Origin of the sequence: Mesorhizobium sp. B2-6-2 (genome assembly GCF_006440615.1) — a bacterium.
Lineage (GTDB): Bacteria > Pseudomonadota > Alphaproteobacteria > Rhizobiales > Rhizobiaceae > Mesorhizobium.
Genome location: NZ_VFUG01000003.1, coordinates 470007 through 485544 on the forward strand (window position 1 = coordinate 470007; position 15538 = coordinate 485544).

The 15538-nt window shown below is 63.7% G+C and carries 12 protein-coding genes; 7 read left to right on the plus strand and 5 right to left on the minus strand.

The annotated features are described in order from the left end of the window. Positions 1–53: 53 nt before the first annotated feature. Positions 54–1181, minus strand: a complete 1128-nt coding sequence (locus FJ419_RS10340) for an S-(hydroxymethyl)glutathione dehydrogenase/class III alcohol dehydrogenase (protein WP_140690787.1) — start codon at positions 1179–1181, stop codon at positions 54–56. Between the two features lie 242 nt (positions 1182–1423). On the opposite strand from FJ419_RS10340, the gene FJ419_RS10345 reads away from it, so the two are divergent. Beyond that, positions 1424–3436, plus strand: coding sequence for an acetyl/propionyl/methylcrotonyl-CoA carboxylase subunit alpha (locus FJ419_RS10345; RefSeq protein WP_140690802.1), 2013 nt, complete (start codon positions 1424–1426; stop codon positions 3434–3436). 115 nt (positions 3437–3551) lie between these two features. Further along, on the plus strand, positions 3552–7076 hold the full coding sequence (gene dnaE / locus FJ419_RS10350; RefSeq protein WP_140690814.1) for a DNA polymerase III subunit alpha: 3525 nt from the start codon (positions 3552–3554) through the stop codon (positions 7074–7076). A 216-nt stretch (positions 7077–7292) separates the two neighbouring features. Here dnaE and FJ419_RS10355 read toward each other — a convergent pair whose 3' ends face one another. Beyond that, positions 7293–8180 carry a DMT family transporter gene (locus tag FJ419_RS10355; RefSeq protein WP_140690817.1) on the minus strand — a complete coding sequence of 296 codons (888 nt, stop codon included), beginning with the start codon at positions 8178–8180 and terminating at the stop codon, positions 7293–7295. Positions 8181–8359: 179 nt separating this feature from the next. Between FJ419_RS10355 and FJ419_RS10360 the strand changes: the two genes are divergently transcribed. Further along, positions 8360–8863 carry a hypothetical protein gene (locus FJ419_RS10360; protein ID WP_140690820.1) on the plus strand — a complete coding sequence of 168 codons (504 nt, stop codon included), beginning with the start codon at positions 8360–8362 and terminating at the stop codon, positions 8861–8863. Between the two features lie 4 nt (positions 8864–8867). Here the strand turns inward: FJ419_RS10360 and FJ419_RS10365 are convergent, their stop codons facing one another. Further along, complete coding sequence (locus FJ419_RS10365; RefSeq protein WP_140690823.1) at positions 8868–10196, minus strand: DNA polymerase IV; 1329 nt, start codon at positions 10194–10196, stop codon at positions 8868–8870. A 65-nt stretch (positions 10197–10261) separates the two neighbouring features. Here FJ419_RS10365 and FJ419_RS10370 point away from each other — a divergent pair, with 65 nt between their 5' ends. Both FJ419_RS10370 and FJ419_RS10375 read left to right on the plus strand, forming a co-directional pair. Beyond that, positions 10262–10837 (plus strand): GNAT family N-acetyltransferase, encoded by a 576-nt coding sequence (locus tag FJ419_RS10370; protein WP_140690826.1) that lies wholly within the window; start codon positions 10262–10264, stop codon positions 10835–10837. Positions 10838–10963: 126 nt separating this feature from the next. Further along, a complete protein-coding gene (locus FJ419_RS10375; RefSeq protein ID WP_140690829.1) occupies positions 10964–12541 on the plus strand; it encodes a hypothetical protein in 1578 nt (525 codons plus the stop codon). 9 nt (positions 12542–12550) lie between these two features. Here the strand turns inward: FJ419_RS10375 and FJ419_RS10380 are convergent, their stop codons facing one another. Further along, positions 12551–13204 (minus strand): hypothetical protein, encoded by a 654-nt coding sequence (locus tag FJ419_RS10380; RefSeq protein WP_140690833.1) that lies wholly within the window; start codon positions 13202–13204, stop codon positions 12551–12553. Then, positions 13201–13500: a DUF3572 domain-containing protein gene (locus FJ419_RS10385; RefSeq protein WP_140690836.1), complete on the minus strand. Its 300-nt coding sequence runs from the start codon at positions 13498–13500 to the stop codon at positions 13201–13203. Before FJ419_RS10385 ends, FJ419_RS10380 begins: the two co-directional genes overlap by 4 nt. Before the next feature lie 240 nt (positions 13501–13740). Between FJ419_RS10385 and FJ419_RS10390 the strand changes: the two genes are divergently transcribed. Both FJ419_RS10390 and FJ419_RS10395 read left to right on the plus strand, forming a co-directional pair. Next, on the plus strand, positions 13741–14112 hold the full coding sequence (locus tag FJ419_RS10390) for a response regulator (protein ID WP_040995610.1): 372 nt from the start codon (positions 13741–13743) through the stop codon (positions 14110–14112). A 31-nt stretch (positions 14113–14143) separates the two neighbouring features. Next, positions 14144–15517 carry a PleD family two-component system response regulator gene (locus FJ419_RS10395; RefSeq protein WP_140627402.1) on the plus strand — a complete coding sequence of 458 codons (1374 nt, stop codon included), beginning with the start codon at positions 14144–14146 and terminating at the stop codon, positions 15515–15517. Positions 15518–15538 lie beyond the last annotated feature (21 nt).

Here is a 15538-nt window from a genome sequence, read left to right on the forward strand (position 1 = left end):
TGTTGAACCTGTGCAACTTCAGTCGCTTGCCATAGGTCGGCGGCTTGTTTTCCTCAGTAAACCACGACGCTGCGGATCGACTTGCCCTCATGCATGAGGTCGAAGCCCTTGTTGATGTCCTCCAGCTTCAGCGTATGCGTGATCATCGGGTCGATCTGGATCTTGCCTTCCATGTACCAGTCGACGATCCTCGGCACGTCGGTGCGGCCGCGCGCGCCGCCGAAGGCGGTGCCCATCCAGGTGCGGCCGGTGACCAGCTGGAAGGGCCTCGTCGCAATCTCCTGGCCGGCGCCGGCGACGCCGATGATGACCGACTTGCCCCAGCCGCGATGCGAGGCCTCCAGCGCCTGGCGCATCACCTTGGTGTTGCCGGTGCAGTCGAAGGTGTAGTCGGCGCCGCCGATCTGGTCGGCGCCGCGCTTGGTCAGGTTGACCAGGTAAGGCACGATGTCGCCGTCGATCTCCTTCGGATTGACGAAATGCGTCATGCCGAACTTCTCGCCCCAGGCCTTCTTGTCGTTGTTGACGTCGACGCCGATGATCATGTCGGCACCGGCAAGGCGAAGACCCTGGATGACGTTCAAGCCAATGCCGCCGAGGCCGAAGACCACGGCGGTTGCGCCTTGCTCGACCTTGGCGGTGTTGATGACCGCGCCGATGCCGGTGGTCACCCCGCAGCCGATGTAGCAGATCTTGTCGAAGGGGGCGTCGGAATTGACCTTGGCCACCGCGATCTCGGGCAGCACGGTGAAGTTGGAGAAGGTCGAGCAGCCCATGTAATGAAACAGCTTGTCCTTGCCCATCGAGAAGCGCGAGGAGCCGTCCGGCATCAGGCCCTGTCCCTGCGTGGCGCGGATGGCGGTGCACAGGTTTGTCTTCCTCGACAGGCACGACGGGCACTGCCGGCATTCGGGCGTGTAGAGCGGGATGACATGGTCGCCCTTCTTGACCGAGGTAACGCCCTTGCCGACATCGACGACGACGCCGGCGCCCTCATGGCCGAGGATGGCCGGAAACAGCCCTTCCGGGTCGGCGCCCGACAGGGTGAACTCGTCGGTATGGCAGATGCCGGTCGCCTTGACCTCGACCAGCACCTCGCCTTCGCGCGGCCCCTCGAGGTCGACCTCCATGATCTCCAGCGGCTTTCCGGCGGCAACGGCGACTGCGGCGCGCGTTTTCATCAGGCACTCCTCCCAAGCGATCTGTCAGTTTCAGCTAACGGCAAGCTGTCAGTGGCGGATGCCCGCCTGCCATCCTTTTGGCTGACCTTAGCGAGTTCCGCGCTGGCGGCCAACGTCTCTTGCGACGTTTTTCGGCGCGGTTTCCGCAATCGGCATCAGTCCTGGGAGCCGGCCCGCGAGCACTTGAGGCGCGCCGGAATTGTCCATAGAACTGGACCGCTTCGCCGGAGGACGACATCCGAATGTTCAAGAAAATCCTGATCGCCAATCGCGGCGAGATCGCCTGCCGCGTGATCAAGACGGCGCGCAAGATGGGGATTGCCACCGTCGCGGTCTATTCGGATGCCGATCGCGATGCCGTGCATGTCGAGATGGCCGATGAAGCGGTGCATATCGGACCCTCGCCGGCGGCACAGAGCTATCTGCTGCCTGAGAAGATCATCGCCGCCTGCAAGCAAACCGGCGCGGAAGCCGTGCATCCGGGCTATGGTTTCCTGTCGGAGCGCGCCTCTTTCTGCGAGGCGCTGGAGAAGGAAGGCATCGTCTTCATCGGGCCGAAGCCCAAGGCCATCAAGGCGATGGGCGACAAGATCGAATCGAAGAAGTTCGCCAACGAGGCCAAGGTCTCGACCGTGCCCGGATGGCTGGGCGTCATCGAAGACGCCGACCATGCCGAAAGGATCGCCGGCGAGATCGGCTATCCGGTCATGATCAAGGCCTCGGCCGGCGGCGGCGGCAAGGGAATGCGCATCGCCTGGAGCAAATCGGAGGTGCGCGACGGCTTCGAGCGGGCGCGTTCGGAAGCGAAAAGCTCCTTCGGCGACGACCGCGTCTTCATCGAAAAGTTCGTCGTCGATCCCCGCCATATCGAAATCCAGGTGCTGGCCGACGCGCATGGCACGGCACTTTATCTCGGCGAGCGCGAATGCTCGATCCAGCGCCGCAACCAGAAAGTGGTGGAAGAAGCGCCGTCGCCATTCCTCGATGCTAAGACCAGAAAGGCGATGGGCGAGCAGGCGTTGGCCCTGGCCAAGGCCGTCGACTACCAGAGCGCCGGCACCGTCGAGTTCATCGTCGACAAGGACAAGAATTTCTATTTCCTTGAAATGAATACGCGATTGCAGGTCGAGCACCCGGTGACCGAGCTGGTCACTGGCATCGATTTGGTCGAACAGATGATCCGCGTTGCCGCCGGCGAGAAGCTCGGCATCAGGCAGAGCGACGTGAAGCTCAACGGCTGGGCAGTGGAAAGCCGCCTTTACGCGGAGGATCCCTTCCGCAATTTCCTGCCGTCGATCGGCCGGCTGACGCGATACCGGCCGCCGGAAGAAGGCAGGTTCGGCGATGTCGTGGTCCGCAACGATACCGGCGTCGCCGAAGGGTCGGAAATCTCGATGTTCTACGATCCCATGGTGGCCAAGCTCTGCACCTGGGCGCCGACAAGGCTCGAGGCGATCGACGCCATGTCGGAGGCGCTGGACAGCTTCGTCGTCGACGGCATCGAGCACAACATACCGTTCCTTTCGGCGCTGATGCAGCACCCGCGCTGGCGCGAGGGGCGTCTGTCGACCGGTTTTATCGCCGAGGAATATCCGGACGGTTTTGCGCCGGTTGGGCCGGATGGCGGGGAGAGGGCGGTGTTCGCCGCCGTCGCAACGGCGATCGAGCTGCTGCGCCGCGACCGGCTCGACCGCCTCAGCGGCAGGCTGGCGCCGCATTCCGGCCATCTCAAGCGCGACTGGGTAGTGAAGATCGGCGCGGACTATCTTCCGGTCGAGATCGTCGACGGCATGATTTCCATCCCTATGGAGGTCGATTTGTCGATCGACGGCGGCAAGCCGCTGACCGTCGCCTCGGACTGGCGGCCGGGCGACGCGATCTGGCAGGGCACGGTCGGCGCCGACAAGATCGCGGCGCAGATCCGTCCGACGCTGAACGGTTTGCGCATCGCCTGGAAAGGCATGTCGGTGACGGCGCGCGCCATGCTGCCGCGCATCGCGGAGCTCGAAAGGCTGATGCCGGAGAAGCTGCCGCCCGACACCTCGAAGATGCTGCTTTGCCCGATGCCTGGCCTCGTCGTCTCGATCGCCGTCGCCGAGGGCCAAGAGGTCAAGGCCGGCGAGACGCTGGCCGTGGTCGAGGCGATGAAGATGGAAAACGTGCTGCGCGCCGAACGCGACCTCACGATTGCCAAGCTCAACGCGAAGCCCGGCGACAGCCTGGCGGTCGATGCGGTGATCATGGAGTTTGCCTGAGAAAGGGCGTTGCGGGACGCAAAGCCTCTGGTCGCGGTCGATTGTGCTGGACTGGCATGGCCCCGTCCGGGACAATACATCTGCACCGATGAGTCTTGGCACAGCGTGAAAAAACATGGCGGATGAACGACTTCCACGCGATCCTTTGCAGCGCGAAGCGGCAGTGAAGGCCAGCCGGCCCGAAACGCCGGTGCGTAGGTTCATCCATCTGCGCGTGCATTCGGCCTATTCGCTGCTCGAGGGGGCCTTGCAGCTTGGCGCGATCGTCGGCCATGCCGTCAAGGACGAGGCGCCGGCGATCGCCGTCACCGACACCAACAATCTGTTCGGCGCGCTGGAATTCGCCCAGAAGGCGGTCAAGGACGGCATCCAGCCGATCATCGGCTGCCAGATCGACCTGGCCTTTTCCGGCGAGTCGAGCGACGGCCAGCGCGATCGCCGCCGCCACGGCCCGGAGATGTCGCCGGTCGTGCTGATCGCCGCCAGCGAGGACGGCTACAGCAATCTCGTGCGGCTGATCAGCAAGGTCTATCTGGAGACGCCGCCAGGCGAGCCGGTGCATCTGACCAGCGCTATGCTGGAAGATCGGTGCGACGGGCTGATCTGTCTGACCGGTGGGCCGCGCGGTCCGATCGGCAGTGCGCTCAAAGCGGACCGGCGCGACCTCGCCGAACAGCGGTTGCTGTTCCTCAAAGGCCTGTTCGGCGACAGGCTTTATGTCGAGCTGGAGCGGGTCGCAGGCTACGACCGCATGGTCGAGAAATCGACCGTCGATCTCGCCTATACGCATGACCTGCCCCTGGTCGCCACCAACGAGGCCTTCTTCTCCAAACGCGAGGATTACGAGGCGCATGACGCGCTGATTGCGATTGCCGAAGGCTCGGTGGTCGCCGCCGACAACCGCCGGCGGCTTTCGCCCGACAATTTTCTGCGCGGCCAGGCCGAGATGGCGCGGCTCTTTTCCGACTTGCCCGAAGCGATCGACAACACGGTCGAAATCGCGATGCGCTGCTCCTACTATCCGAAGACCCGCAGCCCGATCCTGCCGCGCTTCACCGGCGCCGACGCCGCCGACAAGGACGCGGCCGAGAAGGCGGAGGCGGCCGAGCTTGCCCGCCAGGCGCGCGAAGGCCTGGAGACGCGGCTGGCCGCGCACGGGCCGACGCCGGGCTACACGGTCGAGCAATATCGCGAGCGGCTCGAATTCGAGCTCGGCATCATCGAGAAGATGAAGTTCCCGGGCTACTTCCTGATCGTTGCCGACTTCATCAAATGGGCGAAGGCGCAAGGCATTCCCGTCGGGCCGGGGCGCGGTTCGGGCGCCGGCTCGCTGGTCGCCTATTCGACCACCATCACCGACATCGACCCGCTGCGTTTCTCACTGCTGTTCGAGCGCTTCCTCAATCCGGACCGGGTGTCGATGCCGGACTTCGACATCGACTTCTGCCAGGACCGGCGCGAGGAAGTGATCCGCTACGTCCAGCAGAAATACGGCCGCGACCAAGTCGGGCAGATCATCACCTTCGGAACGCTGCAGGCGCGCGCCGTGCTGCGCGATGTCGGCCGCGTGCTGCAGATGCCTTACGGCCAGGTCGACAAGCTCTCCAAGATGGTGCCGCAGAATCCGGCCAACCCGGTCAAGCTGGCGGACGCCATCGCCAACGAGCCGCGCTTCGCCGAGGAGGCGGAGAAGGAGCCGATCGTGCAGACGCTGCTCGACACGGCGCAGAAGCTCGAAGGGCTCTATCGCCATGCCTCGACGCACGCCGCGGGCATCGTCATCGGCGACCGTCCGCTGTCCGAGCTGGTGCCGATGTACCGCGATCCGCGCTCGGACATGCCGGTCACCCAGTTCAACATGAAATATGTCGAGCAGGCGGGGCTGGTGAAGTTCGACTTCCTCGGCCTGAAGACGCTGACGGTGCTGGAAACGGCGGTGAAGCTGATCCGCCGGCGCGGCGTCGACATCGATCTCGCCACGATCCCGCTCGACGACCCCGACACCTACGCGATGCTGTCGCGCGGCGAGGTGGTCGGCGTGTTCCAGGTTGAAAGTGCCGGCATGCGCAAGGCGCTGATCGGCATGCGGCCGGATTGCATCGAGGACATCATCGCGCTGGTGGCGCTCTATCGGCCCGGCCCGATGGAGAACATCCCGACCTACAACGCAAGAAAGCATGGCGAGGAGGAGATGGCCTCGATCCATCCCAAGATCGACCATCTGGTCAAAGAGACCCAAGGCGTCATCGTCTACCAGGAACAGGTGATGCAGATCGCGCAGGAGCTTTCCGGCTATTCGCTCGGCGAAGCCGACCTCCTGCGCCGCGCCATGGGCAAGAAGATCCGCGCCGAGATGGACAAGCAGCGAGAGCGCTTCGTCACGGGCGCGGTCGACCGCGGCGTCTCAAAGCCGCAGGCCGATTTCATCTTCGACCTCCTGGCCAAGTTCGCCGACTACGGCTTCAACAAGTCGCACGCAGCCGCCTACGCGGTCGTTTCCTACCAGACCGCCTATCTCAAGGCGCATTACCCGGTCGAGTTCCTTGCGGCGTCGATGACGCTCGACATGAGCAATACCGACAAGCTGGCCGATTTCCGCCAGGACGCCATGCGCCTCGGCATCGAGGTGGTGGCGCCGTCGGTGATGTCGAGCTTCCGTCCCTTCGAGGTCGGCGAGAATAAGATCTTCTATTCGCTGGCGGCGCTGAAAGGCGTCGGCGACGCGGCGGTCGAGCACATCGTCGAGAAACGCGGCGAGAAGCCGTTCAAGAACCTTGCCGATTTCTGCGAGCGGGTCGATCCGAAGATCGTCGGCAAGCGCGTCTTCGAAAGCCTGATCATGGCGGGCGCGCTCGATTGCTTCGGCCACGACCGCGCGCAGATGATGGCCGGCGTCGAGCGGATGATGGGCCTTGCCTCGCTGGCGCAGCAAAACGCCATTTCCGGCCAGGCCGACATTTTCGGCGCTTCGCTTGGGAGCCAGTCGCAGGCGCTCAACCTGCCGGCGACCGATCCGTGGCTTGCCGCCGACAAGCTGCACCGTGAATTCCAGATCGTCGGCTTCTATCTTTCGGCGCATCCGCTCGACGAGTACAAGGCAGCGCTGCAAAAGATGCGGGTGCAGAACTGGGCGGAATTCTCGGCTGCGGTCAAACGCGGCGCCGCCGCCGGGCGCCTCGCCGGCACAGTCACCTCCAAGCAGGAGCGCAAGACCCGTACCGGCAACAAGATGGGCGTCGTGCAGTTTTCCGACACGACGGGACAGTATGAGGCCGTACTGTTTTCCGAAGGCCTGGCGCAGTATCGCGACATGCTGGAGCCCGGCAGTTCGGTGGTGATTATGGTTGCGGCCGAAGACAGGCCTGAGGGCGTAAACCTGCGCATCAACTCGGTGCAATCACTGGACGATGAAGCCAGCCGCATCCAGAAAGCGCTGCGCATCTTCGTCAGGGACGATGGACCATCGTCGATCATTCAATCGCAGCTCAAACAGCGTGGCGACAGTCAAGTCAGCATCATCGTTCTCAAGGGAGAGGCGCAGGGCGAGATTGAGATCGGCCTGGGTAATTATCGTGTCTCGCCGCAGATCGCCTCCGCCATGCGCGCGGTGCAGGGCGTGGTGGACGTGGAGTTGGTCTAGGGTGTGTTGATATTCAGGTGATGCCAGCCTGCAAATGATGGCTTTCTGCGCTTCCGGTGCTCACGGACCCGAATGTCCGCTCCGCTCCGGCCTTCGCCGGCCGAAGCCCTCATAAGTTAAGTGTCTCCGCTCAATGAAGGCTACGGCCGGCGTAGGCCGGTTCTCGAAAGCCAGCATTTTCGGCTTGGCCTGACCTGAATATCAACACACCCGAGCTCAGGGCGTTGCCGCTTCCGCCTCCACCACCCGAGGCGTCTTCTTCTGCAGGTTGAGCAAATTGCCGGCGAGAATCAGAGCAGCACCGCCGGCGGTGAAGACGTCGATCTGCTCATGGTATAGCAGCCAGCCGACCAGCGCCGTCAGCGGCACGCGCAGGAAATCCATCGGCGAGATGATCGTGGCATCGGCATGGACCAGCGCACGGGCCAGGCAGAAATGCGACGACATGCCGGTGAACGCGATGACGAAGATCCACGGCCAGAGCCCTGGCGAAGGGTTTTGCCAGCTATAGAGAGCCGGGATCAGGCCAACCACCGACTGGATGATCAGCATCCAGAAGATGATGCGCACCACGCTTTCGGTTTTGGTCATCGACTTGACCAACACCATCGAGATGCCGAAACAGACCGCGGCGCCCAGGACGACGAGGTGGCCCGGGTCCATCGAGCCGGCGCTGGGGCGCACGATGACAACCACGCCGATCAGGCCAAGCACGATCGCCGTGAGCTTCGACCGAGACAGCCTTTCCCCCAGAAAGCTGACCGCCAGGATCGCCGTCCAGATCGGCGTGGTGAACTCGATGGAGATCAGCACGGCGAGCGGAATGAGCGTCAGCGCGTAGAGCCAGGCGGCCTGGCCGGTATAGTGGATCATGTTGCGGGCGATATGAGCGAACGGGCGCTCACTGCGCATCGCGGCAAAACCGCCGCTCATCATCACCAGCGGCAAAAGGATGAAGAAACCGATCACCGAGCGCAGCTCCAGCACCTGGAAGACGTTGAGCTCGGCCGTCGTCTCGCGGCCGGCAACCGACATCGCCAGCATCGAGGCGATTGACAGAGCCATCCAGAACGCGGCTTTGGGGATTGAGGGAGCGGGCGCCATTTGGGGCCCTATGTCGCAAGCCCGGACCCGGGCCGCAACCGTTAGCGGCGTCATTCCGCTGGGCCAGCGGAGCGGGCGTCAAAAAACCGTCATCGCCGCGGCGGAACCTGGTGGCTGGGCATCCGTTAAGTCCACGCCTTCCGTCGGAGGGCGCATAAATCGCGAGAGGGAACGTCTTGATGAAATCGACCGCCGCTTTGCTGGCCGCCGCCTGTCTTTCCTGCGCGACCGGCGCGCATGCCGACGAGGCGGCTTTCCTGCGATCGCTGCAGGGAAAGTTCGCCGGTAAGGGGACGGTCAGGATCAGAACGAACACGCCGGTGATGAACATCAACTGCAACTTCAGCTCGGACGCGACGGCGGACTCGCTCTCGCTTGACGGCACCTGTCGTGCGTTGTTGATCATGTCGCGGGAAATCCGCGCCGACCTGAAAGTCGACGGGGCGACCTACACCGGCACTTACATAGGTTCGCGCAGCGGACCTGCCGGGCTCAGCGGAAGCCGCAAGGGCGACGCAATCAACCTCGACATCCACTGGGCGAAAGTCGTCAATGGCGACCGCAATGCGGAGCTGACCGTAGAAAAGATCGGGCCGGACAATATGCGCATGACGGTGACCGACATGGATCCGGCAACCGGCAAGATGGTGGTGACGAGCCGGATCGACCTCAAGCGCACCTGACGCTTCAATCTTCCAGCGGCTCGGGCGGATTGGCGGCGCGGCCCTTGCCGAATGTATAGCCGGTCTCGACGGCTTTCCTGCCGAACTTGTCGCGCAGCGTGTCCATCGCGCCTTCGGCAAGCGCGCGCTTGCGCGACTGCACGTCGACCAGATCCGGCGGATCGGCCTTTTCGTCGTCGGAGAGGTCGCTGACGCCGATGCCGAGCAGGCGGAATTTTGTGCCGTCGGCCTCGCGGCGCAATAGGTCGAGCCCGGTCTGGAAAATGCGGTCGGCGAGGCGCGTCGGGTCGCCGAGCTGGCGGTTGCGGGTGCGGGTCTTGAAATCCTGGGTCTTCAGCTTCAGCACCACGGTGCGGCCGGCGATGCCGGATTTCTTCAGCCGCGCCGAGACCTTTTCCGAGAGCCCGCGCAGCACCGGCATCAGCTCCGCCAGAACTCCGATGTCGTTGTCGAAGGTGGTTTCGGCCGAGACGCTCTTGGCATCGCCGTCGGGATCGACCGGGCGGTCATCCTCGCCGCGCGACAGGCGGTAGAGCCGGTCGCCCATCACGCCATAGCGGCGCATCAGGTCGCCGCGCTCCATGCGCTGCAGCTGCGCGATCATGCGGATGCCGTCGCGCTCCAGTGTCGCGGCCAGCGCCTTGCCGACACCCCAGATCATCGTCACCGGCTGCGCGGCGAGGAAGCTTGGCGCCTCGGCTTCGCCGATCACGGAAAAGCCGCGCGGCTTGCGGAAGTCCGAGGCAATTTTCGCCAGGAACTTGCAGTAGGAGAGGCCGGCCGAAACGGTGATGCCGAGCTCCTTTTCGACCGTCTGCGCGAAGCGCCCCAGCACCAGCGCCGGCGGCATGCCGTGCAGCCGCTCGGTACCGGCGAGGTCGAGAAAGGCCTCGTCGATCGACAGCGGTTCGACCTGCGGCGTCAGCGCCTGCATCAACGCGCGCACCTGGCGGCCGACGCCGACATATTTCTCCATGTTGGGCGGGACCACCACCGCTTCGGGGCACAATTCGAGCGCCTTGAACATCGGCATGGCCGAGCGGACGCCCTGGATGCGGGCGATATAGCAGGCGGTGGAAACGACGCCGCGCCGGCCGCCGCCGATGATGACCGGCCTGTCCTTCAGCGCCGGATTGTCACGCTTTTCGACCGCCGCGTAGAAGGCGTCGCAATCGATGTGGGCGATCCGCAGCCGGTAGAGCTCGGCGTGACGGACGAGGCGCGGGCTGCCGCAGCGATCGCAGCGACGCGTCTCGCCGCGCTGGAAAGCCAGGCAGTCACGGCAAAAACCGTGTTCGGGATTGTTGACAGGAGCCGCCATCGCTGCGAACATAAAGAGAACAAATGCAATGGTACGACAGCGCAAGGCTGGCAACAAGCTTGGCCTGGGGAGAACGCATGAGCACGACCATAGCACCGCTGACTCCTGAACGCTGGCCCGATTTCGAGGACCTGTTCGGCAAGCAGGGCGCCTGCTACGGCTGCTGGTGCACGCATTTCCGGTTGTCGCCGGCGGAGCGCCGCGTCAGCGACAAGGAGCGCAACAAGGATCTCATCAAGGCGCGAATCGAAACGGGCCCGCCGCCGGGACTCTTGGCACTCGAGGAGGGCAAGGCCGTCGGCTGGATGCAGGTCGGCCCGCGCGCCGACATCCCCGAATGGAACAATCAGGGCAGGGGCTCGGCGCCGGTCGATCCCGCCGATGCCGGCGACCCGGCCGTCTGGGCGATCTCCTGCTTCTTCATCCGCGCCAGGGCGAGGGGCCGGGGCATCACGCATCGCCTTGTCGAGGGCGGCATCGCTTTCGCCCGCCAAAATAAAGCGAGGCTGCTGGAAGCCTGTCCGATCGACCTGTCGCGCGATTCGCGCTCGATCGGGCTTTTCGTCGGCTCGTCGCGGGTATTCGAGAAAGCCGGTTTCGAGAGGCTGGTGGAGCGCAAGCCCGGCCGGCCGCTGATGCGCCTTGTGCTTTAGGCGGCTGATGCGTCTGGTGCTTTAGCCGGATGAGCTTTTGGCCTACAGTCGGCGTCTTGCGGCTGTTACGCTTCTTGCCTACCAGAAGCATGAATATTTCGTCTTCCGAAATCACGGAGAACTGACGTGAAGCGTATTTTGCCATTTGCCTTTGCCCTTGCGCTCAGCGCGCCGGCTTTTGCCCAGACCGTCGACAATCAAGGCGCCAAAGATTTGTCCGACAATCTGGCGCGCTATTTCGGCAAGCAGGCGTTCGATAAAGGCGTGCTCAAGGTTTCGGTCGAGGGCGACGCCTACAAGATCGCGCTTGACGTCAAGGCGCTCGTCAATGCGCTGCCGGAACAGAAGCTCGTTAAATTCGACATGGCGCCATACGCGCTGATGGTGAAGCCGCGCAGCGACGGGTCCTGGGATGTCTCGTCGAATTTCTCGCAAGGCGCATCCTTCGAGTTCGAAGGACCGGAAGGCCGTCAGAGCATGGAGTTCACGATCAAGGACGGCAAGCTGACCAGCGTCTACGATCCGGCCCTTGCCGCCTTCACCAGCGCGACCAGCTCATTGGCCGGAATGACCATGACGTCGCGGCAAGCCAAGCAGCAGGCAGATGTCTCGACCGGCGCCGGCACCGCCAACGTTACCGCGACCAAATCCGCCAATGGCGGCGTCGACTTCACGGCTACGCAGAAAGTCTCGGACTTCGTCGAGATGATCAAGGTGAACGACCCCGACAGCGGGATGAACTTTCCGCTCACCTTGAAGACGCCGGAACTTTCGGTGGACGCACACGGCAAAGGCCTGCGGACGAAGCCGCTGCTCGACCTGCTTGCCTTTGCCGTGGCCAATGAAGACGAAGCCAAGCTGAAGGCCAGCCAGGCCGAGCTCAAATCGTTGATGCTGGCCGCGCTGCCCATCTGGGAAAGGGTCGACGGCAATTACGGCTTCAAGAATTTCGAGGTGGACAGCCCGGTCGGCAAGTTCGGCGCCACGCAATTCAGCACCGCATTCGGCATGGATGGCGTCTCCCAGAACGGCAAGGTCGATTACGCGATCAAGGCTGCCGGCCTGACGATCCCGCATCAGACCCTGCCGGAATGGACCACCCCATTGCTGCCCACGGACATCGATCTGAACTTCGGCGGCGCGAATATCGATCTCGATACAATGGCGAAAAAGGCGATCGAAGCCTTTGATCTCAATAAGAATCCGCCGCTGTCGGACGAATTCGGCAAAGCTTTGGTCGCTGATTTCAAGGCCAAGAATCCGAAGGTCGTGATAGGGCACAGCACGGTGAAGAACGGCAATATCGAGGTTGCGCTGGAAGGCGAGATGACCTTTCCCGGCGAGAAACCCGATGCGACCGTGACCGTCGATGTCGCTGGCTATGACAAGATCGTCGATGCCTTGAAGGAAGCCGCCAAAAGCGATGAGCAGATGGCGCAGGCCTTCCCATTTGCGTTGGCCGTCAAAGGTTTTGGCAAGACGCTGCCGGACGGCCGGCTGGAGTGGATGATCAACACCAAGGCCGATGGATCAGTCACGGTCAACGGCGCCATGCTGAAGGGACCGGACGCCGCCCAGGACGACAGCGCGGGCCAGGATGACAACTCAGGCGATGACGGCGCGGACGGAACGGATGATTCCACCGGCGGCGATGATTCGGACGGCGGTGACAATGGGGGGGCCGGAGCGAAGCTGAAGCCCTGAGCACTTGGCTTAAAGCCCGAGCGCGGCTGCGATCTTTGGCGCCGCATCGCGCCAGTCGTCGACCGAGATGATGTCTTCCGGCGTCGGCGGCAGGAAGGCGCGCAGCGAGTTGTCAGCCATCAAATGGAAGAGGTGGGCATCGGCCACGGAATTGCGCGCCGAAACCAGGTTGGAAGGCTGGTCGTCGACGAAGGCGACGGGCCGGCCCTTGACGCCGCGCAGTTTCGCGATGGCAGGTCCCTTGGCCATTTCCGTCGTCAGCAGCGGATAATTGAGTCCCAGCGCATCGAGATGCGCGCGGCGCACGGCGCGGTGCTTGTGCGGCATGGCCGTCAGCAGGACGATCTCGGCGCTTCGGCCGAGCATCGCCAGCGCGTCCGCCGCACCCTCTGCGATGCTTTGCCAATCCGCCTGGGCGTCGAAGAAATCGCCGAGCAGCGCCGTCACTTCCGGCTGCTCGATCAACCGTCCGCTCGCCGTCTCGGCGATGTTGCCGGTGAGGCGGAAGGAAGCCAGCGTCAGCCCGAAGCCGCGCGACTTCAGGAAATGCGGGAAAGGCCGGACGAATTCGAGCACGACATCGTCGACATCGAGCACCAGCAGCGGCCGGTCATCGGCGGCAAGCTCTTCGATCTGCCGCGCCGTCTCGGGATCGTCGCTCATGTCGAGCGCTCGTGAGCGTCGTCGCCCAGCGGAAGGGCGCGCAGCGCCTTGCCGACGGCGGCTGGCGGCGTGCCGGTTTCCTCGGCGAAGCGCAGAAGCGTCGGCTCGTGCGCCAGGACGAATTGCAGAACGCCGGCAAGGAAGCCTGGCTCAGCTGCCGCCCTGCGGATCGAATTCGCCTCGATGCCGGTGATCGCCAGGAAGCGGGGCAGAAGCTCCGGGTCGGCGGCGACGAAGGCCAGGGCCTTGACGGCAATGGTTTCCGCTTCCTCGCGCATTGACGCTGCGTTCGCCATCGTTACCTTTGCAATGGTGGATTTTTTCGAGTCTCCTTCCGCAGTAACGGCAAGCGTCGCTTGCGGCAAGCCTCCGCTCTTTCCCACGCAACGTCCGAAGGTGGAATTGGTGCAGCTTTCCAACCTCCGGTTTCCGTTTCGTCAATCATATTGGGCTAGAGTGAAAATGGGTTGGGTGCGGTCCGAAGGGGACGCATTGCGACGGCCTTCGGCTTCGAGGGCGGTCGGGACGGGAAACTGATGGCTAAGAAGGTGATGATCGTCGAGGACAATGAGCTTAACATGAAGCTCTTTCGGGACCTCATCGAAGCCAGCGGTTACGACACGGTTCGCACGCGCAATGGCCTGGAGGCGCTCGATCTCGCGCGCCAGCACCGGCCGGACCTCATCCTGATGGACATCCAGCTGCCGGAAGTGTCCGGCCTGGAAGTGACCAAATGGCTGAAGGAAGACGACGAATTGCATTCGATCCCCGTCATCGCCGTCACCGCCTTCGCCATGAAGGGCGATGAGGAGCGCATCCGCCAGGGCGGCTGCGAGGCCTATATCTCCAAGCCGATCTCGGTGCCGCGCTTCATCGAGACGATCAAATCCTATCTGGGCGACGCCTGATGCCCGAGACCAGCAGAACCGGAGTTTTGAGATGACCGCGCGGATCCTCGTCGTCGACGATATCCCCGCCAATGTGCGGCTGCTGGAGGTTCGGCTGCTTGCCGAGTATTTCGAGGTGCTGACGGCCAATAACGGCCCGGATGCGATCGAGACCTGCGAGAACGGCAAGGTCGACGTCGTGCTGCTCGATGTGATGATGCCGGACATGGACGGGTTCGAAGTCTGCAAGCGCCTGAAGAGCGATCCGGCGACCTCGCATATCCCTGTCGTCATGATCACCGCGCTCGACCAGGTGTCGGACCGGGTGCGCGGCCTCGAGGCGGGCGCTGACGATTTCCTGACCAAGCCGGTCAACGACCTGCAGCTGATGACACGCGTCAAGAGCCTGGTCAGGCTGAAGTCGCTGACCGACGAGCTCAGGCTGCGCGCCTCGACCACGCGCAATATCGGCATCGAGGAGCTTCTGAGCCGCGATTTCGCGACCGAAGACGCCAAGCCGCGGGTGCTTCTCATCGATGAGCGCAAAACTTCCGTCGAACGCATCCAGAAGATGCTTCGCAACACCGCCGAGCTCGATGTCGCGACCGACCCGAATGCGGGGTTCTTCCAGGCGGCCGAGACGGCGTATGAATGCGTGCTGATCTCGACTGCCTTCTCCGACTTCGATGCGCTGAGACTCTGCTCGCAGCTGCGTTCGCTCGACCGCACCCGCTTCCTGCCGATCATGCTGCTCGCCGACGAGGGCGAGGAGGGCCGCATCTTGCGTGGCCTGGAACTTGGCATCAATGACTACCTGATCCGGCCGATCGACCAGCACGAGCTGACGGCGCGCCTGCGCACACAGGTGCGGCGCAAGCGCTACAACGACCAATTGCGCGCCAGCGTCGCCCAGACGATCGAGATGGCGGTGATCGACGGGCTGACCGGGCTGCACAACCGCCGCTACCTCGACAGCCATCTGCAGACGCTGTTCGATCGCGCCGTGGCGCGGCGGCGGCCCCTGTCGGTGATGATCACCGATCTCGATCGCTTCAAGTCGATCAACGACACCCATGGCCATGACGGTGGTGACGACGTTCTGCGCGAGTTCGCCCGGCGGCTGCGCAAGAATGTGCGCGGCATCGATCTCGCCTGCCGCTTCGGCGGCGAGGAGTTCGTCGTGGTTATGCCGGACACCGACGGCGCGGTCGCCGAGAAGGTGGCCGAACGCATTCGCGCCGAGATCGCGCAAGCGCCTTTTGCTATCGGTGCCGACGGCAAGGCGATCGAGGTCACGGTCAGCGTCGGCGTGTCGTCTCTCCTGAAAGGGACCGATAGCGTCGCCGCCCTGATGAAGCGCGCCGACCTGGCGCTCTATGAGGCCAAAAGCGGCGGCCGCAACAGGGTGGTCGCCAAGGCTGCCTAAAACGCGTCGCGATCTTTCAGA

Excerpts from the sequence above, each read along its gene's own strand:
- FJ419_RS10365 (WP_140690823.1), bottom strand. The coding sequence starts at position 10,196 with ATGTTCGCAGCGATGGCGGCTCCTGTCAACAATCCCGAACACGGTTTT.
- FJ419_RS10340 (WP_140690787.1), bottom strand. The coding sequence starts at position 1,181 with ATGAAAACGCGCGCCGCAGTCGCCGTTGCCGCCGGAAAGCCGCTGGAG.
- FJ419_RS10345 (WP_140690802.1), top strand. The coding sequence starts at position 1,424 with ATGTTCAAGAAAATCCTGATCGCCAATCGCGGCGAGATCGCCTGCCGC.
- FJ419_RS10370 (WP_140690826.1), top strand. The coding sequence starts at position 10,262 with ATGAGCACGACCATAGCACCGCTGACTCCTGAACGCTGGCCCGATTTC.
- FJ419_RS10395 (WP_140627402.1), top strand. The coding sequence starts at position 14,144 with ATGACCGCGCGGATCCTCGTCGTCGACGATATCCCCGCCAATGTGCGG.
- FJ419_RS10380 (WP_140690833.1), bottom strand. The coding sequence starts at position 13,204 with ATGAGCGACGATCCCGAGACGGCGCGGCAGATCGAAGAGCTTGCCGCC.
- FJ419_RS10390 (WP_040995610.1), top strand. The coding sequence starts at position 13,741 with ATGGCTAAGAAGGTGATGATCGTCGAGGACAATGAGCTTAACATGAAG.
- FJ419_RS10385 (WP_140690836.1), bottom strand. The coding sequence starts at position 13,500 with ATGGCGAACGCAGCGTCAATGCGCGAGGAAGCGGAAACCATTGCCGTC.
- FJ419_RS10360 (WP_140690820.1), top strand. The coding sequence starts at position 8,360 with ATGAAATCGACCGCCGCTTTGCTGGCCGCCGCCTGTCTTTCCTGCGCG.
- FJ419_RS10355 (WP_140690817.1), bottom strand. The coding sequence starts at position 8,180 with ATGGCGCCCGCTCCCTCAATCCCCAAAGCCGCGTTCTGGATGGCTCTG.
- dnaE (WP_140690814.1), top strand. The coding sequence starts at position 3,552 with ATGGCGGATGAACGACTTCCACGCGATCCTTTGCAGCGCGAAGCGGCA.